This is a genomic window from Nocardia sp. NPDC055321 (genome assembly GCF_053645575.1).
On the sequence record NZ_JBSHMS010000054.1, the window covers coordinates 1 to 26673 of the forward strand.

At 69.5% G+C, this 26673-nt stretch carries 21 protein-coding genes, 1 rRNA gene and 1 riboswitch; of the genes, 17 read left to right on the forward strand and 5 right to left on the reverse strand.

Going from position 1 to position 26673, the window contains the following annotated elements:
* Positions 1 to 86, forward strand: a 5S ribosomal RNA gene (gene rrf, locus ACWIGI_RS40850); the annotation flags it as partial.
* A 98-nt stretch (positions 87 to 184) separates the two neighbouring features.
* On the opposite strand, the gene ACWIGI_RS40855 is transcribed toward rrf, so the two are convergent.
* Positions 185 to 1144: a sigma-70 family RNA polymerase sigma factor gene (locus ACWIGI_RS40855; protein ID WP_454209085.1), complete on the reverse strand. Its 960-nt coding sequence runs from the start codon at positions 1142 to 1144 to the stop codon at positions 185 to 187.
* A 140-nt stretch (positions 1145 to 1284) separates the two neighbouring features.
* Between ACWIGI_RS40855 and ACWIGI_RS40860 the strand changes: the two genes are divergently transcribed.
* The 3 genes from ACWIGI_RS40860 to ACWIGI_RS40870 all read left to right on the forward strand — a co-directional run bounded on the left by ACWIGI_RS40860 (position 1285) and on the right by ACWIGI_RS40870 (position 7809).
* Positions 1285 to 2709 (forward strand): DHA2 family efflux MFS transporter permease subunit, encoded by a 1425-nt coding sequence (locus tag ACWIGI_RS40860; protein ID WP_454209066.1) that lies wholly within the window; start codon positions 1285 to 1287, stop codon positions 2707 to 2709.
* Between the two features lie 43 nt (positions 2710 to 2752).
* Positions 2753 to 4909 carry a hypothetical protein gene (locus ACWIGI_RS40865; protein WP_454209067.1) on the forward strand — a complete coding sequence of 719 codons (2157 nt, stop codon included), beginning with the start codon at positions 2753 to 2755 and terminating at the stop codon, positions 4907 to 4909.
* A gap of 794 nt (positions 4910 to 5703) precedes the next feature.
* On the forward strand, positions 5704 to 7809 hold the full coding sequence (locus ACWIGI_RS40870) for an elongation factor G (RefSeq protein ID WP_454209068.1): 2106 nt from the start codon (positions 5704 to 5706) through the stop codon (positions 7807 to 7809).
* A 201-nt stretch (positions 7810 to 8010) separates the two neighbouring features.
* Here ACWIGI_RS40870 and ACWIGI_RS40875 read toward each other — a convergent pair whose 3' ends face one another.
* Positions 8011 to 8841 (reverse strand): GNAT family N-acetyltransferase, encoded by an 831-nt coding sequence (locus ACWIGI_RS40875; RefSeq protein WP_454209086.1) that lies wholly within the window; start codon positions 8839 to 8841, stop codon positions 8011 to 8013.
* Between the two features lie 142 nt (positions 8842 to 8983).
* Here ACWIGI_RS40875 and ACWIGI_RS40880 point away from each other — a divergent pair, with 142 nt between their 5' ends.
* The 11 genes from ACWIGI_RS40880 (at position 8984) to ACWIGI_RS40930 (ending at position 19441) form a co-directional block, all read left to right on the forward strand.
* A complete protein-coding gene (locus ACWIGI_RS40880; RefSeq protein WP_454209069.1) occupies positions 8984 to 9628 on the forward strand; it encodes an HAD family hydrolase in 645 nt (214 codons plus the stop codon).
* A gap of 109 nt (positions 9629 to 9737) precedes the next feature.
* Positions 9738 to 9853, forward strand: a riboswitch (SAM riboswitch).
* Between the two features lie 34 nt (positions 9854 to 9887).
* Complete coding sequence (locus tag ACWIGI_RS40885) at positions 9888 to 11042, forward strand: ABC transporter substrate-binding protein (RefSeq protein WP_454209070.1); 1155 nt, start codon at positions 9888 to 9890, stop codon at positions 11040 to 11042.
* A 4-nt stretch (positions 11043 to 11046) separates the two neighbouring features.
* Entirely contained in the window at positions 11047 to 12882 is a 1836-nt protein-coding gene (locus ACWIGI_RS40890) for an ABC transporter permease (protein WP_454209071.1), read from the forward strand.
* Entirely contained in the window at positions 12863 to 13996 is a 1134-nt protein-coding gene (locus ACWIGI_RS40895; RefSeq protein ID WP_454209072.1) for an ABC transporter ATP-binding protein, read from the forward strand. The genes ACWIGI_RS40890 and ACWIGI_RS40895 overlap by 20 nt, the downstream gene beginning before the upstream one ends.
* Positions 13983 to 14795: an ABC transporter ATP-binding protein gene (locus tag ACWIGI_RS40900; protein ID WP_454209073.1), complete on the forward strand. Its 813-nt coding sequence runs from the start codon at positions 13983 to 13985 to the stop codon at positions 14793 to 14795. The genes ACWIGI_RS40895 and ACWIGI_RS40900 overlap by 14 nt, the downstream gene beginning before the upstream one ends.
* Entirely contained in the window at positions 14792 to 15802 is a 1011-nt protein-coding gene (locus tag ACWIGI_RS40905; protein ID WP_454209074.1) for a putative FMN-dependent luciferase-like monooxygenase, read from the forward strand. The genes ACWIGI_RS40900 and ACWIGI_RS40905 overlap by 4 nt, the downstream gene beginning before the upstream one ends.
* Positions 15799 to 16323 carry a hypothetical protein gene (locus ACWIGI_RS40910; RefSeq protein ID WP_454209075.1) on the forward strand — a complete coding sequence of 175 codons (525 nt, stop codon included), beginning with the start codon at positions 15799 to 15801 and terminating at the stop codon, positions 16321 to 16323. The genes ACWIGI_RS40905 and ACWIGI_RS40910 overlap by 4 nt, the downstream gene beginning before the upstream one ends.
* On the forward strand, positions 16316 to 16930 hold the full coding sequence (locus ACWIGI_RS40915) for a peroxidase-related enzyme (RefSeq protein WP_454209076.1): 615 nt from the start codon (positions 16316 to 16318) through the stop codon (positions 16928 to 16930). Before ACWIGI_RS40910 ends, ACWIGI_RS40915 begins: the two co-directional genes overlap by 8 nt.
* 230 nt (positions 16931 to 17160) lie before the next feature.
* Positions 17161 to 17283 (forward strand): hypothetical protein, encoded by a 123-nt coding sequence (locus tag ACWIGI_RS40920; protein WP_454209077.1) that lies wholly within the window; start codon positions 17161 to 17163, stop codon positions 17281 to 17283.
* Between the two features lie 466 nt (positions 17284 to 17749).
* A complete protein-coding gene (locus ACWIGI_RS40925; protein ID WP_454209078.1) occupies positions 17750 to 18382 on the forward strand; it encodes a TetR/AcrR family transcriptional regulator in 633 nt (210 codons plus the stop codon).
* Positions 18383 to 18565: 183 nt separating this feature from the next.
* Complete coding sequence (locus ACWIGI_RS40930) at positions 18566 to 19441, forward strand: alpha/beta fold hydrolase (protein WP_454209079.1); 876 nt, start codon at positions 18566 to 18568, stop codon at positions 19439 to 19441.
* A gap of 18 nt (positions 19442 to 19459) precedes the next feature.
* On the opposite strand, the gene ACWIGI_RS40935 is transcribed toward ACWIGI_RS40930, so the two are convergent.
* From ACWIGI_RS40935 to ACWIGI_RS40945, 3 genes are all read right to left on the reverse strand, one after another.
* Positions 19460 to 21517 (reverse strand): prolyl oligopeptidase family serine peptidase, encoded by a 2058-nt coding sequence (locus ACWIGI_RS40935; protein ID WP_454209080.1) that lies wholly within the window; start codon positions 21515 to 21517, stop codon positions 19460 to 19462.
* A gap of 64 nt (positions 21518 to 21581) precedes the next feature.
* Positions 21582 to 22595, reverse strand: coding sequence for an NADP-dependent oxidoreductase (locus ACWIGI_RS40940; RefSeq protein WP_454209081.1), 1014 nt, complete (start codon positions 22593 to 22595; stop codon positions 21582 to 21584).
* A 318-nt stretch (positions 22596 to 22913) separates the two neighbouring features.
* Positions 22914 to 23936 carry an AraC family transcriptional regulator ligand-binding domain-containing protein gene (locus ACWIGI_RS40945; RefSeq protein WP_454209082.1) on the reverse strand — a complete coding sequence of 341 codons (1023 nt, stop codon included), beginning with the start codon at positions 23934 to 23936 and terminating at the stop codon, positions 22914 to 22916.
* A gap of 122 nt (positions 23937 to 24058) precedes the next feature.
* Here ACWIGI_RS40945 and ACWIGI_RS40950 point away from each other — a divergent pair, with 122 nt between their 5' ends.
* Both ACWIGI_RS40950 and lpdA read left to right on the forward strand, forming a co-directional pair.
* A complete protein-coding gene (locus tag ACWIGI_RS40950) occupies positions 24059 to 25051 on the forward strand; it encodes a dipeptidase (protein WP_454209083.1) in 993 nt (330 codons plus the stop codon).
* A 131-nt stretch (positions 25052 to 25182) separates the two neighbouring features.
* The gene (lpdA, locus tag ACWIGI_RS40955; protein WP_454209084.1) at positions 25183 to 26586 is read left to right on the forward strand and encodes a dihydrolipoyl dehydrogenase; all 1404 of its coding nucleotides are present in this window, start codon (positions 25183 to 25185) and stop codon (positions 26584 to 26586) included.
* Positions 26587 to 26673 lie beyond the last annotated feature (87 nt).

Genomic DNA, 26673 nt, shown 5'->3' on the forward strand with positions numbered 1-26673 from the left:
GTCCCATTCCGAACCCGGAAGCTAAGGCCACCAGCGCCGATGGTACTGCACTCGACAGGGTGTGGGAGAGTAGGTCACCGCCGGAACATCATTCGGGAAGACCCCCAGCGAAAGCTGGGGGTCTTTCTCGTTTCACGACCTTTGCCCCCCGACTCCGGTCAGGGGGTTTTGTCGTTTCGGGCCCTTACGCCGGCAGTGACCGCGGTAATCCGAAGGGCACGAAGCGATCCGCGCCGTGGAACGCGACGACCCGCGCTATCCCCGCAGGCGTTGGGCTCAATATCTGGATCGAGTGCGCCTCGCCGTTCTGGTACATCGCGAAGGCGGGCTGGCCGTTGGCCGCGGTGGGGATCATGCGGACCCGGCCGGCGCGGGCGGGGCAGCGGGTGCGGATCAGGTGGATGACATCGGCGCGGCCGGCGAACCATTCCAGGATCGGGGGCATCTCCCAGACCGCGTCGGCCAGCAGGAGTTTCGCGAGCGCGTCCATGTCGAAGGCTTCGAAGGCCGCGGCGTAGCGATCCAGGAGGGCGCGTACCGCGGGATCGTCGGGTTCGCTGACCTCCTCGGCGGCGGTGGGTAGTCCGGCCAGGGTCGCGTGTGCGCGTTGCAGGGTGCTGTTGACTGCGACGACGGTGGTGTCGAGCAGGTCGGCCACCTCGATTGCGCTCCAGCGCAGGACATCTCGCAGGATCAGGACGGCGCGTTGCCGCGGCGGCAGGTACTGCCAGGCGGCGACGAGGGCCAGGCGGGTGCCGTGGCGCAGGTCGACTATCGCGGCGGGATCGGCGGACTCGGGTGCGACGCGCGAATCCGGCAGTGGTTGCAGCCAGGGCACCCGGTCGGCCTCGGGGCCGAGGGGATGGCGGTGATCGGCGGGACCGCCGAGGCCCGACGGCAGGACCTTGCGGCTGCTGTGCGCGAGGGCGTTGAGGCAGGCGTTGGTCGCTATCCGGTAGAGCCAGGTGCGCAGCGAGGCGCGGCCCTCGAATTCCGGGTAGCCGCGCCAGGCGCGCAGCAGTGTCTCCTGCACCAGGTCCTCGGCGTCGTCGACCGAGCCGAGCATGCGGTAGCAGTGGGCGAGCAGCTCACGCCGGTAGGGCATGGTGCGCGCGGCGAAGTCGTCGGTGCGGGTCAATCGAATCCTTCCGGCCGGGCGCGGTGCGGCCCCCTCACGAGTGTCGACCGCTCGCGGGCCCGGAATTCATCGGCGCGCGGCCGATGAGTTCGAGCGGCGCGGCGGTCGGTATCTGTGCGGGTCCGGATCGATCGGAAGGACATCTCATGGATACGTCGGTTTCGCGGACGACACAGCGCCGGGTGCTTGCCCTGGCGGCGGTGGCGTCGATGATGGCGGCCCTGGACACCCTGGTGGTGGCGACGGCGCTCGGCACGATTCGGGTCGATCTCGATGCGTCGCCGACGACCCTGGAATGGACGGTCAACGGCTACAACCTCAGTTTCGCCGTGCTGCTCATCACCGCGGCGGTGGCCGGTGACCGGTTCGGGCGGCGGCGGATGTTCGCGGCCGGGCTGGGGATCTTCGTCGCGAGTTCGGCGGCGTGCGCCCTGGCGGGCACGGTCGGCCAGTTGATCGCCGCGCGGGTGGTGCAGGGTGTGGGTGCGGCGCTCATCATGAGCCTGGCGCTGACGCTGGTGAGTGCGGCGTTTCCGGCCGAGCGGCGGGGGGTGGCGATCGGTGTGCTGGAGGGGGTCACCGGGCTGGCGGTCGCCTGCGGTCCGCTGGTGGGCGGCGCCATCGCCGAGGGGTTGTCCTGGCAGTGGATCTTCTGGGTGAACGTGCCGCTGGGACTGCTGGCGATTCCGTTGGCGCTGCGCGTGATTCCGGAGAGCTACGGCTCGGATACGGCGTTCGACGGCCCGGGTCTGCTGCTGGTCACCGGGGGTGCGCTGGGTGTGGTGTGGGGTCTGGTGCGCGGGAATGTGGCCGGCTGGTCTCATCCGGAGGTGCTGCTGGCGCTCGCCGGTGGACTCGCCTCGATAGTGGCGTTCGCTATCTGGGAATCACGCACGCGCACACCGATGTTCCCGATTCGCATGTTCACCTCGCGCGGGTTCGCCGCAGGGAATGTCGCGATCTTCCTGACCTTCGCGGCGCTGTTCGGCGCGGTGTTCTTCTACGCGCAGTTCCTGCAGATCGTCTTCCACTACGGTCCGCTCGGCGCCGGTCTGCGCCTGCTGCCCTGGACTCTGACACTCTTCTGCTGCGCACCGCTGGCCGGGGCGCTGGCGGACCGGGTGGGCGAGCGGCCGATCATGGCGACGGGCCTGATGCTGCAGGCGGCCGGGATGGGTTGGATCGCCCTGATCGCCGATCCGGGGATGTCGTACGGTGCGCTGGTGGCGCCGCTCGTGCTCTCGGGGGTCGGAGTGTCCATGGCGATTCCGACCGCGCAGAGCGCGGTGGTCGGCGCGGTCGAGTACGGGGCCATCGGCAAGGCCGCCGGGGCGAACAGCATGATGCGGGAGTTGGGCGGCGTATTCGGAATAGCGGTCGTGGTCGCGGTCTTCGCGGGTTTCGGCGGCTACGGCTCGACCGCGGAGTTCGTGGCCGGCTTCGTGCCCGGGGTCGCGGTGGGCGCGGGGCTGTCCCTGCTCGGTGCGGTGGTGGCGCTGGCGCTGCCGGGCCGGGCGGCGGTGGCCGCGGCTCCCGTGCGCGAGTTGGTCCGCGAGCCGGCTGCGGACTGATATTGCCTGGCCCGCATGGCTGTTCGACTGCGAAGATCGTCGGATGAGTGTGGATCTCGAAGAGCTCGTTGTCGGTCGTACGTTCCGGGTGCCGGCGGTCGAAGGACCGGCCGGGGACGGAACCGTGGCGGCGAGGCAATTCGACGCGGTCCTGATGTCGGCGGGTTTCAAGCTGTCCGGCGAGTTGTTCGCGCGGTTGTCCGGGCTCGCGGCCGGGACGGTCATCGACACCGCGGTGCGGGTGCTGCCCATGGTGCGCCGGGTGGTCGGCGACCATGTCGAGCACAACGTCTATTTCCGGGACTTCCCGGCGAATGTGCCGGACACCGTGGAGTTCTGGACCGAGTGCCTGGTGCGCGCGCTCGGGGACGAGCTCGCCGCCGAGGCGGAGGCGTCCGTCCGTTCGGGTGCAGTGAATCTGCTGGCGCTGCCCGGCTACGGGACCTATCAGCACGACTACGCCGAGATGATCGCCGCGCACGATGAGCTGATCGCGAGTGTGCGGGACCGGGTGACCGTCCTGCACGCGGGAATGACGCTGTCCGAAGAGGTTTCGGCGCTCTACCTGTCCATGGCGGGCAGCGTGACCCCGTTCGGGGACGAGGACGTGGCGGTGCTGCGCGAGCTGGCGCTGCACTGCGCGACCGGTCCGCAGCCCACGGCCGTTCCGGTCCGGGAGCATCGCGCGATTCTCAACGAGGTGCGCCTGGCCGCCGGCGCGGATCTGCTGGTGGACACCGTGACCGATGTGCTGCGGCTCGCCTGCCTGCTGTCGGACGGTGATGTCTCACTGCTCGAGCCGACCCGGTTCCGGAGTTTCCGGCGTCCGGTGCGCCGGGCCTTGCTGGCCGCGCTCGACGGGGTGATCGCGGCTCAGCCCGCCAAGCTCGGCGATGTCGGGGTGCGCCGCGAGGCGTGGAAGCGGCTCGGGGAGCGGCTGCATCCGCACGAGTACCCGCGATACGACTCCGCGGCACAGGTTTTCGCGGTGGCGCGGGGTGAGCTGGCGGCTCCGTCCTTCGCCTCCCGGCTGGAGCGGATGCTCGCGGACGGTGACGTGGTGGGCGCGGCGCAGCTGCTGCGTTCCGCGCCGGGGATGCTGTTCCGGTCGATGGACAATCTGCTCCGCAAGGCGTTCGGAGATCTGGAGCGCGAGGGCGTGCTGCTGGAGCTGAACGGCGCGGTCGAGGAGGTGTCCGGCCGGGTGCTGCTGTCGGTGCGCGAGCATCTGGACAATCGCGAGTCCGGGGATATGCGGATCTTCGCGAACCGCTCGGGCCGGGGGAGCGTGGTACCCGACGAGCGGTACCCGATCGCGCCGGAGGTGCTGGAGCTGCTGCGGGAGATGATCGATCGCGAGATCACGCGGCGGCTGGACGTGCCGCTGCCGCTCGTCATCGATCCGGAGATCCTCGAGGTGGCGTTGCCGTTGAGCGGCAAGGGCATCGGCGACGGTCTCGGGGTGCTGCCGCGCGGGTCGGTCACCACCGTCGACGCGGAGCTGCTGCGGTTCTTCGTGTACTGGCACGAGCGCGCGCTGCGGACCGATTTCGATCTGTCCGCCGTGCTGCTGGACCGGGATTTCACGAGTACCGGCTGGCTCTCGTACACCAATCTGACCGAGGTCGGCGGCGTGCACTCCGGCGATATCACCGAGGCTCCGGACGGCGCGTCGGAGTTCATCGACATCCGGCTGGACAAGGTCGAGGCCGCCCTGGTGCTGCCGCAGGTGAACATCTACACCGGTGAGGGCTTCGACGAGGTGCGAGAGTCGTTCTTCGGCTACATGTCTCGCGATGCCTATCAGCAGGGCGCGCCGTACGAGCCGCGCACGGTGCGGGCGAAGTCGGAGCTGCGCGGTGCGGGCCGAACCGCGCTGCCGCTGGCCTTCTTCCGGCACGCGGACGGCCGCTGGCGGGCGAAGTGGCTGCATCTGCACCTGTCCGGCTCTCCAGAGTTCAACCGGGTGGAGTCGAACCAGCTGACGACGGCGACGCTGGCGCGGGCGGTGGTGGAGCGCCGCTACCTGACGGTCGCGTATCTGGTCGGTTTGCTCTCCGCGACAACCGAATCGGTCCTGTGGGACGGCGGTCCGATCACCGCGCCGGTGACCTTCATCGGTCTCGCCCGGCCGGATGGTCTGCCCGCCGGCTCGACGGTCGTCACACCGGAAAATCTGCGCGACCTGATTCCCGCCTGACTGCTACGTTGGTGCACGGCGAGGCCATGGGGGCGCTTCCTTCTAATACTCGTAGCCCCTCGTGGGACCGACTCCCAGCGTCACCGCTTTCCTCGCCGTACTCTGCCCCGGTCGTTCGCGACCGGGGCACAGCTGGCACGAAACCCGGTGCCGTGATCACACGCCGACTGCTACGGTGACTTCCGGCGAGGCCATGGTGATGCTTCCTTCTCAAGAAGGCCCTTCGGGGCTGGATTTCACTCCAGCGTCACCGCTTTCCTCCCGTTGACCCCCGATCCGCTGTGATTGGGGGTTTCGCGTTTGCCGCGTGAAAAACCCGGTGACTCCGCCCGGCGGGCTCTGCTAGCGTTGCCGGAGGCGAGGCCATGGGGATGCTTCCTTCTAAAATCTCTCTTCAAAAGAATCCAGCGTCTCCGCTCTCCTCGCCGCTCGCGCGGCCCCGACCTCGGTCGGGGCCGGCGCGCATACATCGCAACGTTTTTCGCACCGCACGGTGCGAGCCGGAAGGGAGCCGATCATGCGTGATATTCGTCCGCGCGTCGCCGCCCGTTCGCGGTTCGACGTGATCCTGGTGTCCTCGCCGGCTCGGTGCCGGCTGCGCGGCCGGTACTGAGTACCCGGCGTTCCCTCGCGACCCATCGCGTGCCCGTAGGGGCGCTGCGGTGTTTCGCGGTCGTGTGCGACCTCTGGACAGGTCGCCGCGACGGAGCCGGGCAATCGCGCTGTTTCGACACGAATCAGCACGAAGGGCCAAGACCTTGCGTACCAACACTTCTCGACAAACGATCGCCGCCGTGCGAAACCTCGGCATTCTCGCGCACGTGGACGCGGGCAAGACGACCGTCACCGAGCGAATGCTGTTCCTGGCGGGCGCGATTCACAAACGCGGCGAGGTGCACGACGGCACGACCGTCACCGATTTCGACGCCCAGGAGCGGGAGCGGGGCATCACCATCTTCGCGGCCGCGGTGGCGTGCGAATGGAACGCGCACCGGCTCACCGTGATCGACACCCCGGGACACGTCGACTTCTCCGACGAGGTCGAGCGTTCGCTGCGCGTGCTCGACGGTGCCGTCGCGGTGTTCGACGCCGTGGCGGGCGTGGAACCGCAGAGCGAGTCGGTGTGGCGGCGCGCGGATCGCTACGGCGTGCCCCGGATCGCGTTCGTCAACAAGATGGACCGGGCCGGTGCGGATTTCGACGCCGCCGTGGCGTCGATTCGGCGGCGGCTGCACCCGGCTCCGCTGGCGGTGCAGATGCCGATCGGCGCGGAGGACGGGTTCACCGGTGTGGTCGATCTGCTCCGCATGCGGGCGCTCGTCTGGACGGCGGGCACGCTGACCGAGACCGGGATCCCGCCCGCAGCGCTCGAGCGCGCGCTGGGACGCAGGCGTGCGCTGGAAGAGGCGGTGGCCGAGCGACATTCGGCGGCGCTCGACGAGCTCTACACCCCGGAGCTGGTCCGTGCGGTGCCGTCGCCGACCGGCGACGGTCAGGAACGACGCGCCGACCTCGGCGATGCGTTCGGCCACGTTCGGGAGGGCGTCGAAACCGCCGCGGCACTGTCCGATACGACCCTGATCGCGGCGCTGCGGGAGCTGACGCTGTCCGGTGAGGTGGTGCCGGTGCTCTGCGGGGCCGCCTACCGCGATATCGGGGTCGAACCGCTGCTGGACGCGATCGTGGACTTCCTGCCGTCGCCGCTGGACCGCCCGCCCGCCCGGGGTGAGTGGGAGTGCGGTGAGCCGAGCGAGTGCGTGATCGCTCCGAATCCGGACCATCACCTGGTGGCCCTGGTATTCAAGGTCCAGGGGGTGGGTTCGGCGCGGCGCACCTTCCTGCGGGTCTACGCGGGCACGCTCCGCAAGGGCGACGCGGTGTTCGATGTGCTCGGGAACCGTTCCGAGCGGATCGGGCGCATTCTGCGGGTGCAGGCCGATCGGCACGAGGAGGTCGACCGGGCCGTGGCCGGCGATATCGTCGCCGTGATCGGTCCCAAGTCGGCGCGTGCCGGGGCGACCCTCTGCGCGCCCGAGGCCCAGGGGCTGCTCGAGCCGCCGACGGTCACCGAGCCCGTGGTCTCGGTGGCGGTGGAGGCGAAGGTCTCCGCCGATACCGAGCGGCTGACGACGGCCCTGACCCGGCTGGTCGAGGAGGATCCGTCGCTGGTCGTGTGGGTCGATCCGGAGTCGGGGCAGACCCTGCTGTCCGGACTGGGGGAACTGCATCTGGAGGTGGCGGTGGAGAAGATTCGCCGTGATCGCGGTATCGCGGTCGCGGTGGGCCGTCCGCAGGTGGCGTACCGGGAGTCGGTGCTGCGCGGGGTGGCGGGGCTGCGGTACCGCCATGCCAAGCAGTCCGGTGGGCCCGGGCAGTTCGCCGATATCGTGCTCGATGTCGAACCGCTCGATCCCGCTGCGGATTTCGAGTTCGAGTCCACGGTGACCGGCGGCCGGGTGCCGCCCGAGTACGTGCGGGCGGTGGAAGCCGGCTGCCGCGACGCGCTGGTCGCGGGTCCGCTCGGCGGTCATCCGGTGATCGGCGTGCGGGTGCGGCTCACCGACGGCGCGACCCATCCGGTCGACTCCTCGGAGCGGGCGTTCCGCGTCGCCGCGCGGCAGGCGGTGCGGGAAGCGTTGCAGGCCGGCGTGCTTCAACTGCTGGAGCCGACGGTCGAGCTGACGGTCACCGCGCCCGAGGACGACATCGGCGCGGTGCTCGGCGATATCGCGGCCCGCCGCGGCCGGGTCACCGATTCGGTGGTGCACGGTGGCACGGTGGTCGTCACGGCGATCGCGCCGCTGGCCGAGATATTCGGCTATGCGACGCGACTGCGCAGCCGCACGCACGGCCGCGGCGCTTTCTCGACGCGGCCGCTGGGCTACGCGCCGGCAGGGTGATCGGTTGATGCCCAACGGGTTTCGCGCGTATAGGACGACCGATCGCGCTGACCCCGCGATCGGGACGCGCGGACCCGGCAGGTCGGCGGTGTGGCCGATGGGTGGCCGGTTCACGAACGAGTGAACCGGCCACCTGTCATCGGACAAATTCTCCGAATGTCTTTCCAGAAAACAACTTTTGCGTCTCCGAAGCGCTCCGCCCTACGGCGCTTTCACCAGAATCGCGCGCGTGTACAGCAGATCGAACCCGCGGTTCTGGGCGTTCTGCTGGGATTTGGATCCGGGCTGGGTGGTGATGACCGCGATCTCACAACCCGCGGCGGCGGCCATGGTGAGACGGTTGACGAGCAGCGTGGACTGAATGCCCTTGCGGCGGTGCGCGAGCAGGGTGGCCGCGCCGGTGAGCTGGGCGACGCCGTGCGAGATGCGCAGGCTGGCCGCGCCGGCGAGCTGCCCGTTGTACAGCGCGACATAGCGCTGGACCCCGGCCGCGCCGGTGAGGTCGCGCATGGCCCGGGCGATGATCTCGCGCGGGAACTCCTCGTGCGAGGCGACGCCCTGGGTGTCGGGCTGGGCGAATCCGTCGGCGATGATGTCCAGCCAGGTATCGAATTCGTCGTCGCCACTGGGCCTTACGGTGATCTCCGGCGGCGTGACGGCCGCGGCGACCCCGCGCAGATCGATGCCGAGCACATTCTCGAAGCCGGCGAGCCGGTAGCCGCGGCCGGTGAGCAGCTCCCCCACGGCCGGATCGGCCAGGTGCGCGAGTTCGACCTGCACCGGGGCTTCGCGCTCCGCGTAGAGCTTCTCGACGGCGTCGAGCTCGTCCGCGCTCGGCACCCCGCCGAAACCCAGTCCGGCCACCTTGTTCAGCGGCGATCCCGGTTCGGCGAAGGACGCCACCCCACCCGCGAGCGGCACCAGGAAGCCGCTGTCCGCGCCCGGTCGCGCCCGCGCCGCCGCGCTGCCCGCGCTGATCAGCTCGCTCTCCACCCCCTCGATGCGGGCGCCGAGCTCGACACTGCAGAACAGGGATCGCTGATCGTTGGGCATGGCCTCGAGCCTAGTTCGGGGCGGCAACCGAATTCCCGGCTTCGTCGCGGACCGGGCGAACCCCGGGATGCCCGGCCGGGGCCGCGGACGCCGCCGTTCGGTCGAACCGTAAGGTCGGAGGGTGGCCCCAGCAGAGCACCCCGCAGCCGGGTCCGGACTCGTCGTCGGGTTCGACCTGGATATGACGCTGATCGACTCGCGTCCGGGCATCGCCGCGGTGTGGGACGCGGTGGCCGCCGAGACCGGGGTGCGCATCGATTCGGAGCTGGCGGTGTCGAGGCTGGGACCGCCGCTGGCCATCGAGGCGGCCGAGTGGTTCCCGCCGGACCAGGTGCCGGGGGTCGTGGCCCGCTATCGCGAGCTGTACCCCGACCTCGCGATCACGCGCGCCGATCGGTTGCCGGGCGTGCTCGACGCGCTCACGGCGGTGCATCGCGCCGGTGGGCGCACCCTGGTCATCACGGCCAAGAAGGAATCGCTCGCGCGCCTGCATCTCGACCATCTCGGGTTGCCGGTGGACGACGTCGTGGGCGATGTCTGGGCCGAGGAGAAGGGGACGGCGCTGCGCGAGCATGGGGCTTCGGTCTACGTCGGCGATCATCTGGGCGATGTGCGCGGGGCGAAGGTCGCCGGGGCGCTGGCGGTCGCGGTGACCACCGGACCGTATACGGGCGAGGAGCTTTCGGCCGAGGGCGCGGACGTGGTGCTGGGCGATCTCACCGAGTTCCCGGCCTGGCTCGCCGCGCACCTGGCCGCGCGCAACTGAGCTCGCACGTGCCGGGCCGGACTCCGCGCCCCGGGACCGACTTCCTTTTGGCTTCAGGTTGATTCGAACGCTGTTGACGGAACGGACCCGTCACTAGCGTTGCGCGCACGGTCACGAGTATCAGCAGTGACGAGCCCCGGCTCGCTGATCGGCAACCCTCGCGCGGCGGTGGGGTGCCCCGGGTGACGACCAGGTGCTGCCCGCCGGGCAGCACAAGCGCGTTGTGGCCGGTGTGTGCCGGTGAGTTCAGAGGAATCAGATGAGTAAGCAATGGTCCGGGTCGCGTCGTCTCCGGGTAGTGGTGGGCATCGCATCGGCGGCCCTGGTGGCCGGGCTGGTATCGGCGTGCGGCGGTTCTTCCGAGAGTGACAGCGGCACCGTGTATTTCGGTGTGTCGGGGCCGAAGTCGGGCCCGTCGGCGGAGTACGGCCGGCTGTGGCAGCAGGGCTTCGATCTGGCCCTGGAGGAGGTCAACGCCGCGGGCGGGATCGACGGCAAGAAGGTCGAATTGAAGTGGGAGGATTCGCAATCCGACCCGAAGCAGACCGTGCCCATCGCGACCAAGTTCGTCGGTGACGAGTCCATCATCGCCGAGCTGGGCGACTTCTCGTCCCCGGCCTCGATCGCGGCGTCGCCGGTCTACAACCGCGGCAAGCTGGTGCAGTACGGCTTCACCAACTCCGCGGTGGACTTTACCAAGGCCGGCGACTACTCGTGGAGCCCGTCGATCACCCTGGACGTGTTCCAGGAGCGCAACGCCCAGTGGGTGTCCGCGAAGGCCAAGAAGGTTTCCGTGGTGTACCTCGAAACCGACTGGGGTAAGCAGGCTTTCAAGTTCTTCGAGCAGTCCGCCAAGGAGAAGGGCGTGGAGATCGTCTACTCCTCGCCGATTCTGCCGGACTCGCAGGACTTCCGCCCGGTGCTGATCAAGGGCCGGGACGCGAACCCGGAGGCGTTCGTGCACCTGGGTTACGGCCCGGACGGCGCGCTCATCGTCAAGCAGCTGCGCGACGTGGGATACGGCGGCCAGTTCTTCGGCGGCCAGAACACCCCGCAGTTCATCTCGCTGGCGGGCGCCGCGGCCGAGGGTGACATCGTGAACGGCGTCTTCACCGCCGCGGACACCAACCCCAAGGTCGTGGACTTCGTGCAGCGGTTCCGCGCCAAGTTCGACGTCGACCCGGGCGACTTCAACGTGTACGCCTACGACGCGATCAACGTGCTGGTGAAGGCGGCAAAGCACGGCGGCGCGACCCGCGAGGGCATCCTGAAGGGCCTGCGCGAGGTCAAGGACTTCGACGGAATCGGTTTGGGCACCTTCGCTTTCGATCAGCAGACCCGCCGGCCGAGCGGGGTCAAGCCGATCGAGCTGATCCTGAAGAACGGCGCCTTCGTGCCGACCGGCAACAAGTAACGCCATGTTCGACACGCTCATAGCGGGTCTGGTCCACGGCAATGCGTACGCGCTCATCGCCGTGGGCATCACCCTGATCTTCGGGGTCAGCAACGTCATCAATTTCGCGCACGGCGCGATCTTCGCGTTCGGGTCGGTGCTGGGCTGGTGGCTGATCGCCGAGCAGGGGCTGCCGCTGTGGCTCGCTCTCGTGCTGGTGGTGGGCGGCACGGCGCTGCTGGGTGTGGTGATCGACGTGCTCGCGGTGCGGCCGCTGCGCCGCGCCCCGGCCATCGCGGCGCTGCTGGCCACGGTCGCGGTGGGCCTGATTCTCGAGAACGTGGTGGCGCTGATCTTCGGCCCCGACACCCGGCCCTTCCCGCAGGTGTTGCCCACCAACAACTTTCAGGCGGGTGGCATCCGGTTCGGGACCTCGGACGTGGTCATGTTCGCCATCACCATCACGGTGATGGCGGGGTTGTGGAGCTTCCTGCGGTACAGCCGGTACGGGCTGGCCATTCGCGCCACCGCGCAGGATCCGGACGCCGCGGCGCAGATGGGGATCGGGGTCGGGCGGATCCAGTCGCTGGCCTTCGCCATCGCCTCGGGGCTGGGCGGGCTGGCGGGCATCTTCGTCGGGCTCTACAACTCCAACATCTCCCCGACGAGCGGCGGCATCGTCGGCATGACCGGGTTCGTGGCCGCCACCATCGGCGGGCTCGGCTCGATTCCCGGCGCGGTGGTCGGCGGTTTCGTCCTCGGTCTGGTGGAGGCGTTCGGCATCTACACCTTCGGGGACGGGTACCGCGATCTGATCACCTTCGGACTGCTGGTCGTCTTCCTGGTGCTGCGGCCGGGCGGGCTGCTCGCGCGCCCGCCCGCCATCGAATCCGAACCGCTGACCGGCACCTTCCTGGGGTCGGGCCGGCAGCTGCGGGTGCGGTGGTGGCACGCGCTCATCGCGTTCGCCGTTGCGGGACTGGTGATTCCGGCCGTATCCGACGACTACGGCATCTCGGTGGGCACCCAGATCCTGGCCTACGCGATCATCGCGGTATCCATGACGCTGGTCGCGGGTTCGGCGGGGCAGCTCGCCATCGGGCAGGCCGGGCCGATCGCGATCGGCGCGTACACCTCGGCGGTGCTGACGGTCTCGCACGGCTGGTCGTTCCTGCCCGCGATCGTCGTCGCGGGAATCCTGGCCGCGGTGGTGTCGTCGGTGCTGGCCGCGCCGCTGTGGCGGCTCGGCGGGCACTACGTCGCCATCGCCACGCTCGGGATCGGCATCGTGACGGTCGCGCTGATCCGCAACTGGGAGCCGGTGACGCGGGGCAGCTACGGCATCTTCGGTATTCCGGCGCCGGAGCTCTTCGGGTTCGAATTCACCACGCACACCGAGATCTTCCGGCTCGAGCTGGTGGTGCTGGCGATCACGCTGGCGGTGCTGCTCGCGGTGCAGCGGTCGCGGCTGGGAACGGCGATCCGGGCCATCGGCGCGGACGAGGTGGCGGCGCGGTCGGCGGGGGTGCCGGTGCGCGACTACAAGGCGCTGGCCTTCGCGATCGCCGCGTTCTTCTCCGGGATCGGCGGTGCGCTGCTGGCGCACCAGTACTCCTACATCGATCCGACCGTGTTCAACCTGCCGATGTCGCTGCTGGTGGTGACGATCCTGGTGCTCGGCGGCACGGCTTCGCCGTACGGCGCGGTCCTGGGCGCGGTGGTGCTGATCGGGGTGCCCGAGGCGCTGCGGCTGGCTCCCGAACTGCGCATCGTGCTCTACGGCGTGGTGCTGCTGCTGGTCGTGCGGTTCCGGCCGCAGGGCATTCTGGTGAGGAGGGAACGTGTCGAAGTCACCGTCTGAGACCGCATCCGGACCGCGTGGCGAGCCGGAGCCGGTCGGGCAGAGTGATCTGCCGGTCGGGCAGCGCGATGCGGCGGCCGGGCCGATCACCTCTGTAGCGGGGCCGAGCGACGCGGTGCTGTCGGTTCGGGGTCTGCGCCGGGCCTTCGGCGGCGTCCGAGCGGTCGACGGCCTGGACATCACCATCGCGCCCGGGGAGTTCGTGTCGATCATCGGGCCCAACGGCTCCGGTAAGTCGACCACGGTCAACCTCATCTCGGGGGTGCTGAAGCCTGACGCGGGCGAGATTCTGGTGCACGGCAGGCGTATTCGGCCCGGCAGGCCGGAGGCGGCGGCCAACGCGGGCATCGCGCGCACCTTCCAGAACGGGCGGGTGTTCGGCAACATGACGGTCCGCGAGAACGTGGACGTCGGCTTGCAGACCACCCTGCGCGCGTCCCGACCGCTGCGCGCACTGGCGGGAATTCCGCTGCTGCGCTGGGTATCCCTGCTCGCGGAGGTGGGGGTGGCGCTCGTGCCTACCCCGGCCGCGCGGGCCGAGCGCAGGGCGACCGCCGCGCGTATCGACGCCCAGCTGGCGCGATTCGGCGAGCGTCTCACCCCGCGCGCCGACAACTTCGCCTTCACCCTGTCCTACGCCAATCGCCGGCGCACCGAGATCGCGCGCGCCCTGGCCCTGGAACCGCGCCTGCTGCTGCTCGACGAGCCCGCGGCGGGCATGAACCAGACCGAGACCGCCGAAATCGGCAGGCAGCTGGCGGAATTGAAGGCGCGGGGCCAGACGGTACTGCTGGTCGAGCACAAGATGGATCTGGTGCACGACCTGTCCGACCGCGTGCTGGTGCTGGACGAGGGCCGGGTCATCGCCGAGGGCACACCGGACGAGGTGCTCGAGGATCCCCGGGTGATCGAGGCGTATCTGGGCAGGAGCCGCGGTGGCCGGCGTGCGGTCGCGGCCGACGTCAACTCCGGAACCGGAGCCGGGCTAGAAGCCACTGCCTCCGAGTTGGAATCCGGCACCGCGGGTGCGGCGCAGCCCGGGGTGCCGGCCGGTTCGGAGAAACCTGACGACGCAGACGTGAAAGGGAAGGTGACCGCGGATGCCGGCCACTGATGCCGCCGGCGCCGGGACTGTCGCGGCGGTGGTCTCCGAGCTTGCCGGTTCGGCCCGCTTCGACGAAAACTCCGCGCCCATACTGGAATTCGACAGGGTAGTCGTGCACTACGGCGCGTCGCGCGCGCTGGACGAGGTGTCGCTGCGGGTGCGCCCGGGCGAGATCGTGTCGCTGCTGGGCGGTAACGCCTCGGGCAAGTCCACCACCATGAAGACCGCGCTCGGGCTGTTGCAGCCGACCTCCGGCGCGGTGCGCATCGACGGGGTGGACGTGAGCAGGACGCCGCCGTCGGCGCGGATCGCGGCGGGGCTGGCGTCGGTGCCCGAGGCCAGGCGGGTGTTCCCCGCCATGACGGTGCAGGAGAACCTGTTCGTCGGCGGCTACATCCGCAAGGAGCGCCGGTCGGTCCTGGCCGAGCGGGCCGCCGAACTCTTCGAGCACTTCCCGCGCCTGGCCGAGCGCCGTGCCCAGCGCGCGGGCACCCTGTCGGGCGGCGAACAGCAGATGCTGGCGTTCGCGCGGGCGCTGATGAGCAAGCCGCGGCTGATCTGCATGGACGAGCCCACCATGGGCCTGTCGCCGCTGTTCGTGGATCGGGTGCTGGACGAGATCGCCCGGCTGAACCGGGAACTGGGGCTGGCCATCCTCATCGTGGAGCAGCAGGCCGAACTCGCCCTGAGCATCGCGCATTCCGCGAATGTGCTGCGCACCGGTGAGATCGTGTTGCACGGACCGGCCGCCGAACTCATCGACAATCCGGCCGTGCGCGATGCCTACCTGGGAAAGGCGATGGTATGACCACACGACGGCTCGGCTTCTTCACCCGCCTGGTCCGCTCGGATCAGGATCAGGACGCGGCCACGGTGTACCGGCACGCCCTGGAACAGTTCGACGCGGCCGAACGGCTCGGCTACGACACCGCCTGGGTGGCGCAGCACCACCTGGACCCGGACGAGGGCGGACTGCCGTCGCCGTTCGTCTTCCTGGCGCACGCGGCGGCGCGAAATCCGAAGTTGCGCTTGGGAACCGCCATCGTCACGCTCGCGCTGGAGGATCCGGTCCGGGTCGCCGAGGACGCCGCGGTGCTGGACGCGCTCAGCGGCGGCCGGCTCGAACTCGGGTTCGGGGCGGGCGGTTCCCAGCACGCGTTCGATCTGTTCGAGCTGGGGCAGGCGGATCGGCAGCAGGTGTACGCGGACAAGCTCGCCCGGGTGACCGCCGCCCTGACCGGGACGCCGCTGGTGGGCGGTCGCGGTCTCAATCCGCCCGCCCCGGAGTTGCGAAACAGGTTGTGGCAGGCGACTTTCTCGGCCTCCGGGGCCCGCCGGGCCGGCTTGGCCGGTGACGGCCTGCTGCTGTCCAAGGCGCAGCCGCGCGACGCCGCCACCGCGAACTCCGCGCTCTGGGAGATTCAGGAACCCCTGGTCAACGCGTATCTGGCGGCGCTGCCCGCCGGTGCGGAGCCCCGAATCGGCGCCTCCCGAGGCGTTTTCGTCGCCGACGACGGCGCCACCGCCCGCACCCTGGCCGAGCGCGGTGCGCAGCGGTTCCTGGATCAGTTCCGCCGCAATCACGACGCCGGCATCGCGGGCTCGGTCGAGGAGATTCTGCGCGACACGTACGTCGGCACCCCCGACGAGGTGGCGGCACGCCTGTCGGCCGACACCGCCGTGCGGCGGGCCACCGACCTCATCGTGCAGGTGCATCCGGTCGATCCCGGCCACGAGGCCACCCTGCGCTCCATCGAACTCATCGCCACGAAGGTTGCCCCGCAACTGGGCCGGCGGGAAGGAAACACACAGTGACCGACGTGAGCGACCGCGCTCCCGACGCGACGGCGTCTGCGGTGAGCACCGAAACAGTCGGCGGCGCACCGACGTACGCCGACGTGATCGACACCGTGCTGGGCGACCGCGCGGCCGCGGTGCGGGAGTTGCGGCGGGCGCGCCCGCCCGTGGTCGAGCACACCCAGGGCGTGTTCGAAGCCCTGCTGGACGGTCCGGCCACCGTGGCCCTGGGTCGTGAGCGCGTCATCGCGGCGGCGGTGGCCGTCGCGGAACTGGCGGGCGCACCCGAATTGGCCGCGCACTACGCGGGTTTCGGCACGGTGCCCGCGGCCGGTGATCCGGTGCTGGCCGCCGTGCTGAAGCACGCCGCGCAGGTGAGCACCGCGCCCGCCACCGTCACCCGCGCCGATATCGACGCGCTGAGCGCGGCCGGTCTCACCGCGACCGACATCGTGACCGTGGCCCAGCTGATCGGCTACGTCCATTACCAGGCCCGGCTGCTGGCCGGTCTCACCCTGATCGGAGCCGCACATGAGTGACACCCCGACCTCCGAGGTACGCAGCGTCGATACCGACCGCCGCCCAGCGGGTTTCACCCAGGCGCAGTTGGACTGGGTGCCCTGGGTGGAACCCATAAAGCCGGCCGACGCCGATGAGCGCCAAGCTCCTTTGCTGGCGGGTGATCGGGGCGTCGGACCGTATTTCCGGCTTTTGGCGCGCAATGTCAATGTGCTCGAGCATCGCAGCGGCAACGACAAGGAGATCTTTTACGGTCGCGCCGGGGTCGGCCGCGCCGAAAGGGAACTCGCCGCCACCGTCACCTCGCGGCACAACGGCTGTGAATATTGCGCCTCGGTGCATTCCCGATTCACCTCCGCGCTGTCCAAGCGCGAAGCGGACGTACAGCGATTGCTGGACGCGGGAAATGGCGTTCGGCTCGATGAAAGATGGGACGCCATAATCGATTTCGTGGACGCGCTGGCAGCCAATCCGCCCCGGGCCGAGCGGTCGCACATCGACCGGCTGCGCGAGCTCGCTTTCAGCGACACCGAGATTCACGATCTGGTGCTGTCCGCGGCGTCGTTCTCCTGGGCCAACCGCCTCATGCTGACCCTGGGCGAGCCGGAGGTGCCGGTCACCGGATGAGGCCGGCCGGCTCGAAACCGGCCCGATTCGGGGGTTGCGGGGAGGTCGCGGTAACCGGAGGATGTGACGGGTCCGGCGCGTCGCTCGGCGCGGCGTGCGAGACCGGGTTCCGGTAGTGAAACCGCTGGTGGGGGCCGATTCGAAGCCGACCGGTATTTATTCTAGATTTTTCCGGTAAAAGCTTCCATGCATGGCCCGCGGCTGGGTAACGTCCGGTTGGCAAACAGTCAGTGACGGCACTGGCGACCCTGTTGAATCGGAGCACCCCCATGACCGACATCATTTCCGACATCCTGGCCCAGACGATCTTGAAGCTGCTCGCGACCGGCTCGGCGAGCGGCTCCGCCCAGTAGCCGTCCGAGTGCCACCTTTCGGCTACTGCGCGGACGCCGAACCGGTGCCCACGGGGCCCGATCCGTGATTCATGGATCGGGCCCCGTGTGATGTCCGGGTCGAGTGGGTACTTTGCAGGAGATTCCGGGTGGGCGGCGGCCGCCGCGACCGAGGTGAGCGGGGTTCCGCGAATAAATCTGAAAAAACTCCTTCAAAAGTATTCCGTCCAGTTCGTCCGCTCTGTATCGTGTTGAGTGGCAAACGATCAGTGACTTTCGGGCCAATGCGGCATCGGAACGTGAATCTCCCCCCGGATTCGCGTTCCGAACCTGGGACGGTTCCCCTGCCTATATCCGCCGTCCCCGGTGCGCCGCAGTGGCCCGAGACACTGAGCCAACTTTCGGCTATCGCGCGGGATGTCGAAGGTGCAAACGAAGGGCCCGATCCATGACGAGGGGATCGGGCCCTTCGGTATTGTCTGGCGCAATGTCACAGGAAACGAACGCGGGAAGAATGTACGCCGGGCAGCCCGTAGAAGACCGGCAACGGCAGCGTCGTGCGCGTTTTCTGGAGTCGGGGCTGACGGTCTTCGCGCGAGACGGTTACGCGAACAGCTCCGTCGGCGCCATCTGCAAGGACGCCGGCCTCTCGTCGCGGCAGTTCTACGAGGAGTTCACCGGGCGCGAATCGTTGCTGCTCGAACTCTACGAGCAGATCGACCGGGAGTCGCGGGAGGCCGTCGCGGCCACCATCGCCGAGCAGTCCAGCGCCAACGCCATCGATATCATCGACGCCGCCGTGCGCGCCTATATCGAATCCATCGGCCGGGATCCCCGCAAGGCGCGGGTCGCCCTGGTCGAGGTGGTCGGCGCGGGTCCCAAGGTCGAGAAGTTTCGATTGGAACTGCGCCGGGCGTGGGGTGCGCTGCTGGCCAGTGCCGCCGAGGACGCCGCGATGCACGGGGAGATTCCGCCGGGGGACTACGAGATGCGCGTGCTCGCCATCATCGGCGCGGTGAACTACGTCGTGGACGCCTGGAGCGGTTCGGATCCGCGCCCGCCGCTGGACGAGGTCATCAGCGTCCTGCGCCGCGTCATCATGGGCGCCGTCAGCGCCTGAATCGTCAACCGTCATCGGTCGCACCGGGTTTCGCGCCCGAGTCGAGCTGTGGCGGTCGCTGCCGTCGAAACGCCCGGGTGGGTCGAGACCTCACCCGGGCGCTTCGGGCGCGCCTGCGGCCCGGTCAGGGCACCGAGCGGGCGGCTGCCGGGCGGGGATGGTGTAAGCGGGTAGGTTCGGCGCATGGAGACGGTGCCCATTCAGATGCCGGACGGTTCGGCCGTGTCGGTGTGGCTGCTGCCCGCGCGGGGGCCGCATCGGCATCCCATCACCCCGGACGCGCCGCGCCCGGTGGTGGTCATCGCGCCGGGGCTCGGGGTGCCGGGGGAGTTCTACTCGCTGTTCGGTAAGCCGTTGTCGGACCGCGGTTTCGACGTGGCGCTGCTCGAATTGCGCGGCAACGGGGGACGGCCCCGGGGCTCGCTCGGCTACCGGCCGAACCCGGGCAGGGGGTACGGATACCAGGAACTGGTGTCGGTGGACTTCCCCGCCATGTTCCAGGTCGTGCGGCAGCGGTTCCCGGACAGCACGCCGTACCTGCTCGGGCACAGCATGGGCGGGCAGCTGGGGGTCATGTACGCCTCGCGCATCCGCGGCCGGCTCGGCGGGCTGATCCTGGTGGCGTCGGGGACGCCGTATCACCGGGGAGTGCGCGGATTGTCCACGCCCGGTTTCCTGTTGAACAGCGCGGCGCTGGCGATGGCCGGGAACCTCGCCGGGCTCTGGCCGGGCGACAAGATCAACGCGGGCGGGTTCGGGCCGCAGTCCAAGGTGCTCATCGCCGACCTGGCGCGGCTGGCGCGCACCGGGCGTTTCGAACCGGCGGGCGCGGACATCGACTACGAGGAGCGCATCGGGCGGCTGAAACTGCCGGTGCTCTCGATAACCCTGGCCGGGGACGAGATGACCCCGCCGAGGTCGGCCGCGCACCTGCTGGACAAGCTGCCCCGGGCGGACATCACGCGCTGGCACAATCCGGAACCGCTGGGGCACAACGGCTGGATCAGCGACCCCGCCAGCACCCTCGACTATGTCGAGAAGTGGTTGCGGGACCGCTGATTCCGGTCTTCGAGGGCCTCAGGCGCCGCGTTCCATCAGGGTGCGGGTGAAGAACTCGTAGATGAGCGCGGCCTGGAAAGCGGACTGCTTGTTGTCCGCCGCGCCGCCGTGCCCGCCCTCGATGTTCTCGTGGTACCAGATCGGATGCCCCTGGGATTCCAGGAGCGCGGCCATCTTTCGCGCGTGACCGGGGTGCACGCGATCGTCGCGGGTGGAGGTGGTGAGCAGGATCGGCGGGTACGCGCCGTCCGGATCGGTGTTCTGGTACGGGGAGTACTTCGAGATGTACTCCCATTCCTCGGGCTTGTCCGGGTCGCCGTACTCCGCCACCCAGGACGCGCCCGCCAGCAGCAGGTGATAGCGCTTCATGTCCAGCAGCGGCACCTGGCACACGATGGCGCCGAACAGCTCCGGGTACCGGGTGAGCATGACGCCCATGAGCAGGCCGCCGTTGCTGCCGCCGACCGCGCCCAGCTGCTCGTGCGTGGTGATGCCACGCGCGACCAGATCGCGGGCGATGGCGGAGAAATCCTCGTACACCTTGTGCCGGTTGGCCTTCTGCACCGAGGTGTGCCAGTCCGGGCCGTATTCGCCGCCGCCGCGGATATTGGTCATGACCCACGCGCCGCCGCGTTCGAGCCAGCCCATGCCGGACGCGCCGCTGTAGGCGGGGGTGCGCGAGACCTCGAACCCGCCGTACCCGGACATGACGGTCGGGACCGGCCCGCCCAGGTGATCGCGGTGCCGGATGACGAAGTACGGCACCCGGGTGCCGTCCGCGGAGGTGGCGAAGAACTGTTCGGTGACCACGCCGTCGGCGTCGAAGAACTCCGGTTCCCGCTTGAGCACCTCGGTGTGCCCGCCGACCGAGCTCGACATGAGCGTGGTCGGACTGGTGAAACCGCTGGAGGAGAGCATGAATTCGTCGCCGCCCTCGAGCGGGTCGAGGTTCATGACGCTGGTGGTCGCCATCGGCGGGGTGTCGGCGAGCGGCTCGCGCGTCCAGCCGTCCGGGCCCGGGGTCAGCACGTGCAGCTTGGTCTGCACGTCTTCCAGGGTGATGAGCAGCAGGTGGTTCTCGGTCCAGCCGTAGCCGTGCAGCGCGGTGTGCGCGTCGGGGGCGAACAGCACCTCGAAATCGCGTGCGCCGCCGAGGAATCGCTCGAAGTCGATGGCCAGCAGCGCGCCGGTCGGATGGGTGACCCCCGCGATCTCCCACGGCGACTTCAGCTGCACCAGCAGCCAATCCTTGTACCAGGATTCGGAGGAGTCGGTGGGCAGCTCCAGCCGGCGCAGGGTGTCATCGGCTTCCAGGAGGTAGACCTCCTCGTTGAAGAAGTCGGTGGCGCGGCCGATGAAATGCCGTTCGTAGCCGGGGGTTCGGTCGTAGCCGGCGGAGACCGCGATATCGGCGGCCTCGCCCTCGTAGACGGTGTCCGCCGCGGTCAGCGGGGTGCCGCGCCGCCAGCGTTTGGCGATGCGCGGGTAGCCGGAATCGGTGAGCGAGCCGGGGCCGAAATCGGTTCCGACGTAGACGGTGTCGATGTCGATCCAGCGAATCTCGGACTTGGCCTCGGGCAGTTCGAAGCCGCCGTCCGCGGGGGCGATGAATTCCTTGGCGTCGATGTCGAATTCGCGGATCACCTTGGCGTCCGCCCCACCGCGCGAGAGGCTGATCAGAGCCCGGGACTGCTCCGGGCGCAGTACCGCCGCCCCGCCCCAGACCCAGTTCTCGTCCTCGGCCGCGGCCAGGTCGTCGAGGTCGATCAGGACTTCCCAGTCCGGGTCGTCCGTGGCGTATTCGGCGAAACTCGTACGCCGCCACAGGCCCTTGGGATGTTCGGCGTCGCGCCAGAAGTTGTAGAGCCAGCGGCCGCGCCGGCCGGGATAGGCGATGCGGGTATCGGTGTCGAGCATGGCCAGAATGCGGGCCTGCAGGTCGGCGAACCGGTCCGAGGACGCGAACCGGTCCATCACCACCTCGTTGTGTGCGCGCGCCCAGTCCAGCGCGCGTTCACCGGTAACCTCTTCCAGCCACAGATACGGGTCCGTCACGCTCTCTCCAACACCGGTCATCCCCATATTGTTGCCGAACAGGTGCCGGAGAGGGGTGCCGTGCCGCTCTGGGCGAACATGGCGCTCAACCCAACCGGACGAGCATCTTGCCGGTGTTGGCTCCGGACAGCACGCCGAGGAAGGCGGCCGGCGCCTGCTCGAGGCCCTCGTACACGGTTTCGCGGGTGCGCAGCGTGCCCTCGGCCAGCCAGCCCGCGGCCTTGCCGATGTACTCCCCGAACAGCGGGAAGTAGCTGTTGACGAGCATGCCGCGCAGCGTGACCTCCTTCGTCGCGGCCAGGTAGAGGTCGGGCGCGACCGCCGCGCCGCCGCCGTTGTAGCCGCTGATCGCGCCCACCAGCGCGATCCGCCCGCCCTGGCGCATGGCCTCGACGGCGACCTTCAGGTGCTCGCCGCCGACGCTGTCGAGGTAGACGTCGATGCCGCCGGGGGCGGCCGCCGCCAGTTGCTCGGACAGGTTGCCCGCCCGGTAGTCGATCGCGGCGTCGTAGCCGAACTCCTCGCGCAGCAGTGCGGTCTTGACCGGTCCGCCCGCCGATCCGATGACCCGGCCCGCGCCCAGCGCCTTGGCGATCTGGCCCGCCACGCTGCCGACCGCGCCCGCCGCCGCCGAGATGAACACGGTGTCGCCGGGGCGGATCGGGGCCACGTCGGTGAGCGCGGCGTAGGCGGTCAGGCCGGTGGTGCCCAGTGCGCCCAGGAAGTGGTGGGCGGCGGCGACGGTGGTGTCGATCGGGGTGGCGTGTTCGGCGTCCACCACCGCGACCTCGCGCCAGCCCGCGAAGTGCGTGACGGTCGTGCCGACCGGGATTGCCGCCGAACGGGATTCGATGACCTCGCCGACCGCCGAACCCTCGAGCGCCGCGCCCAGCTCGAACGGCGGGATGTAGGACTCCTTGTCGTCCATGCGGCCCCGCATGTACGGGTCCACCGACATCCAGGTGTTGCGCACCAGGATCTGTCCCGCGGCGAGCTCGGGCACCGGGCGCTCCACGAGCGCGAAGTTCGCGGCCGTCGGCACGCCGTCCGGGCGCGCGGCGAGCTGGATCTCACGGGCGGAACGAGTCTGAGAAATCATGTCGCACTTACCTTTTCGCTATCCGAGGCGGCCTGTCCGCTTCGTTGTGGATAACGTTATGGCGGTGCGGGGCCCCGTCCCAGGTCCTGCGGTGTCACCGACCGGTCCGCACGTGCCAGGTGTTCGGCACGGCGATCGACCACCCGGCCGCGACTTCCGCCGGAACCGGCTCGGACTCGCGTGCCTCGGTCGTGAACTTCTCGTTGGGACGGGGATTCCGTTCGGTACAGGGGTTCCGGTCGGCGCAGCATCGCTGTCCTGTGCCGATCGCCCGCGGCAGCTGTCCGGGCGTCCGGAGCGGGCGTGCTAGGCGGGGGGTCAGTGGGCGGTGCGGGCGGCGGAGGGTGAGGCGCCGGTCCAGCGGTGGAAGGCCTTGCGGAAAGCGCGGTCGTCGGTGAACCCGAGGCGGGTGGCGATGGCGGCGGTGGTCAGATTGCCCTGTGCCAGCAGGGATTCGGCCTGCTCGTGCCGGGCGCGGTCGACCTCCTGCCGCCAGGTGGTGCCGTGATCGGACAGCTGGCGTTGCAGGGTACGGCGGCCGAGCAGGAGACGGTGGGCGACGGTGTCGAGGGACAGGTCGGCCTCGGCCAGGGCCGCTGTCAGGGCGGTGCGGAAGGCGTCGAGGGGGTCGGCGACGGCCTTCGAGCTGTTCAGCACGAGATCGGCGTGACTGCGCAGCAGCGCGGCCAGGGTCGGGTCGGCGCGCAGCAGCGGGGCGTGCGCGTCCGCGGCGGCGAAGGTGATCGAGTCGGCGCCGGCCCCGAATTCGATGTTCTCCGTGCCGAAGGCGGTGATCAGCTCCGCGTGCCGGGCGGGGGCGGCGTCGGCGAAGGTGACGCGGGTGGGGCGGACGTCGCGGCCGGTGGCCTCGCGGGCGCGGCGCAGGTAGTAGGCCAGGACGTATTCGTTGACCACCGAGACCACGGCGGGATCGCCCGCGGTGGTGCGGAATCCGACGGTGAGGTCGCCGTCGGCGTGCAGGTCGAAACCTTCCTCGGCCGCGGTGACCAGGCGGTGATAGGGCTGGGCCGCCCGCAGCGACTCGGTGAGCGTCGGGCCGGTGGTGACCAGGTAGTCCCAGGTGCTCAGGGTGCCCAGCGGCGCGGCCTCGACCACCGCGATACCTGCGCCCGTGCCGCCCCCGCTGTGGGAGACCAACTCCCACAGGCGAATCAGCGACCCGATGGGGATGCGATTCAGTTCCCCGGACAGGGTGGCGTCGTCGGTGCCGGCGATCGCGGCGAGCTGTCCCGGGTCGGCCCCGGCGCGCAGCGCCGAATCGCGCACGAGCCGAATCAGCTGGGTGGAGACCGTGCCGTTGATCGCTGCCCCGGGTTCCACGCGTCCCACCCTAGTGACACGCGGCCGAGCGCGTTCGACCACGGCGTGTGAGCGGGGGCTCCGTCGTCGTGGTGGTCAGTAGGATTGCTGGTTCGATGCCGTCCGAGCGAGGAGGTTCCGCGGTGCCCGAGAAGTCCGCGCCCAGGCTCTGGGAGCAGCACTGCTGCCTGCCGCTGCTGCCGAGCGCGGATGTCACCGAGCTGGCCAGGTATCCGCTCGGCTCATATCTCTCGGTCAACGTCGGCTACTCGCTGCACAGCACCGCGGACTCGCTCGCCCTGCTGCACCGGTTCCGCCGGGAAGCCCTGGCGGACGGCCGCTTTCACCTCGTGGGGAGTTTCGGGGACGCCTGGCCCGCCACGCCCCGCGACACCCTGGCCCTCGCCTTCGACCTCGAGGACTCCGCCCCGCTCGGCGGTGACCTCGACAACGTCAAGGTCTTCTACGACCTGGGCGTGCGATCGCTGCTGCCCGCCTACAACTTCGCCAACGCCGCGGGCGGCGGCTGCCTCGACGCCGCGGACACCGGTCTCACCGCCTACGGGCGCGACCTGATCCGCACGCTGAACGAGGTCGGCATGTTCGCCGACGGCTCGCACTGCGCCGCGCGCACCGGCCTGGACATCGCCGCCGTCACCACCGCGCCGATGATCTACAGCCACTCCAATTTCGCGGGCGTCTGGGCGCATCCGCGCAATATCACCGACGATCAGGCCCGTGCCTGTGCCGCGACCGGCGGCGTCATCGGCATCAACGGCGTCGGTATCTTCCTCGGCCACAACGGCCCGGACGAGCGCGCCGAACGCGTCGCGGCCATGGCCGACCACATCGTGTACGGCGTGGAGCTGCTCGGCATCGACCACATCGGGATCAGCTCGGACTTCTCCTTCGACGGTGACCAGTTCAATCAGGAGATCGCCGACAATCCCGAGAGTTTCTCCGCGGAGTTCACCCGCTGGGGTCCCATTCAGTGGACGCCGCCCGAGGATCTGCTGGGGCGTTCGGAGGTTCCCGGCCTGGACGAGATCCTCGCCGGGCGCGGCTTCTCCGAGACCGAGCGGGCCGCGCTGTTCGGTGGCAATTTCGCGCGCGTAGCGGCCCGGGTCTGGCGGTAGCCGCCCGCGCGCCGGTGTGATCAGCGGCTTCGAAACCGGACAGCCGGTGCCGTCCGGAATCCCATGGCGGGGATCTCACCGAGGCGGGGAGTGGCTGAGTGCGATTCCCTCGCCGGGGTTACGCTCGGGGCGTGACTTCCCACTACGATGTCGTCGTTCTCGGTGCTGGTCCCGGCGGTTACGTCGCCGCGATTCGTGCCGCTCAACTCGGCCTGCGAACAGCGATCGTCGAGCAGAAATACTGGGGTGGGGTGTGCCTGAACGTGGGCTGCATTCCGTCCAAGGCCCTGCTTCGAAACGCGGAGCTGGCCCATATCTTCCACAAAGAAGCCAAGACCTTCGGTATCTCCGGTGAGGCCAGCTTCGACTTCGGGGCCGCGTTCGACCGCAGCCGCAAGGTGGCGGACGGCCGCGTCAAGGGCGTCCACTTCCTGATGAAGAAGAACAAGATCGACGAGTTCGACGGCGCGGGAACGTTCACCGACGCCAAGACGATCTCCGTCGCGCTCACCAAGGGCGGCACCGAGACCATCACGTTCGACAACGTGATCATCGCGACCGGCACCACCACCAAGCTGCTGCCGGGCACCTCGCTCTCGGCCAACGTGGTGACCTACGAGGAGCAGATCCTCACCCGCGACCTGCCGGGCTCGATCCTGATCGTCGGCGCCGGCGCCATCGGCATGGAATTCGCGTACGTGCTCAAGAACTACGGCGTGGATGTTCGCATCGTCGAATTCCTCGACCGCGCACTGCCGAACGAGGACGCCGACGTCTCCAAGGAGATCACCAAGGCGTACAAGAAGCTCGGCATCACCATCAGCACCGGTGCGGCCGTGCAGTCCATCGAAGACGACGGTTCCAAGGTCACCGTCGCCATCAAGGACAACAAGTCCGGCAACGTCGAGACCGTCACCGTGGACAAGGTGCTGCAGGCGGTCGGCTTCGCGCCGCGCGTGCAGGGCTACGGCCTGGAGAACACAGGCGTGCAGCTGACCGATCGCGGCGCCATCGCCATTGATGACTACATGCGCACCAACGTGCCCGGCATCTACGCCATCGGCGACGTCACCGCCAAGCTGCAGCTCGCGCACGTCGCGGAGGCGCAGGGCGTGGTGGCCGCGGAGACCATCGGCGGCGCCGAGACCATGGCGCTGGGCGACTACCGCATGATGCCGCGCGCCACCTTCTGCCAGCCGCAGGTCGCCAGCTTCGGTCTGACCGAGCAGCAGGCCAAGGACGAGGGCTACGACGTGAAGGTCGCGACCTTCCCGTTCACCGCCAACGGCAAGGCGCACGGTCTCGGCGACGCCCAGGGCTTCGTGAAGCTGATCGCCGACACCAAGCACGGCGAGCTGCTCGGCGGCCACCTCATCGGCCCCGACGTCTCCGAGCTGCTGCCCGAGCTGACCCTGGCCCAGAAGTGGGACCTGACGGTCAACGAGCTGGCGCGCAACGTCCACACCCACCCGACCCTGAGCGAGGCGCTCCAGGAAGCGATCCACGGCCTCGCCGGCCACATGATCAACTTCTGATCGGGCCTGCCCGACCGAGAGCGTACAGAAGGCCCGGCCGCCCTCGAAACGAAAGCCGCCGGGGCTTGTTGACATAGTGTGGCCGCG

Excerpts from the sequence above, each read along its gene's own strand:
- ACWIGI_RS40860 (WP_454209066.1), top strand. The coding sequence starts at position 1,285 with ATGGATACGTCGGTTTCGCGGACGACACAGCGCCGGGTGCTTGCCCTG.
- ACWIGI_RS40865 (WP_454209067.1), top strand. The coding sequence starts at position 2,753 with ATGAGTGTGGATCTCGAAGAGCTCGTTGTCGGTCGTACGTTCCGGGTG.
- ACWIGI_RS40885 (WP_454209070.1), top strand. The coding sequence starts at position 9,888 with ATGAGTAAGCAATGGTCCGGGTCGCGTCGTCTCCGGGTAGTGGTGGGC.
- ACWIGI_RS40890 (WP_454209071.1), top strand. The coding sequence starts at position 11,047 with ATGTTCGACACGCTCATAGCGGGTCTGGTCCACGGCAATGCGTACGCG.
- ACWIGI_RS40900 (WP_454209073.1), top strand. The coding sequence starts at position 13,983 with ATGCCGGCCACTGATGCCGCCGGCGCCGGGACTGTCGCGGCGGTGGTC.
- ACWIGI_RS40905 (WP_454209074.1), top strand. The coding sequence starts at position 14,792 with ATGACCACACGACGGCTCGGCTTCTTCACCCGCCTGGTCCGCTCGGAT.
- ACWIGI_RS40915 (WP_454209076.1), top strand. The coding sequence starts at position 16,316 with ATGAGTGACACCCCGACCTCCGAGGTACGCAGCGTCGATACCGACCGC.
- ACWIGI_RS40925 (WP_454209078.1), top strand. The coding sequence starts at position 17,750 with ATGTCACAGGAAACGAACGCGGGAAGAATGTACGCCGGGCAGCCCGTA.
- ACWIGI_RS40930 (WP_454209079.1), top strand. The coding sequence starts at position 18,566 with ATGGAGACGGTGCCCATTCAGATGCCGGACGGTTCGGCCGTGTCGGTG.
- ACWIGI_RS40935 (WP_454209080.1), bottom strand. The coding sequence starts at position 21,517 with ATGACCGGTGTTGGAGAGAGCGTGACGGACCCGTATCTGTGGCTGGAA.
- ACWIGI_RS40940 (WP_454209081.1), bottom strand. The coding sequence starts at position 22,595 with ATGATTTCTCAGACTCGTTCCGCCCGTGAGATCCAGCTCGCCGCGCGC.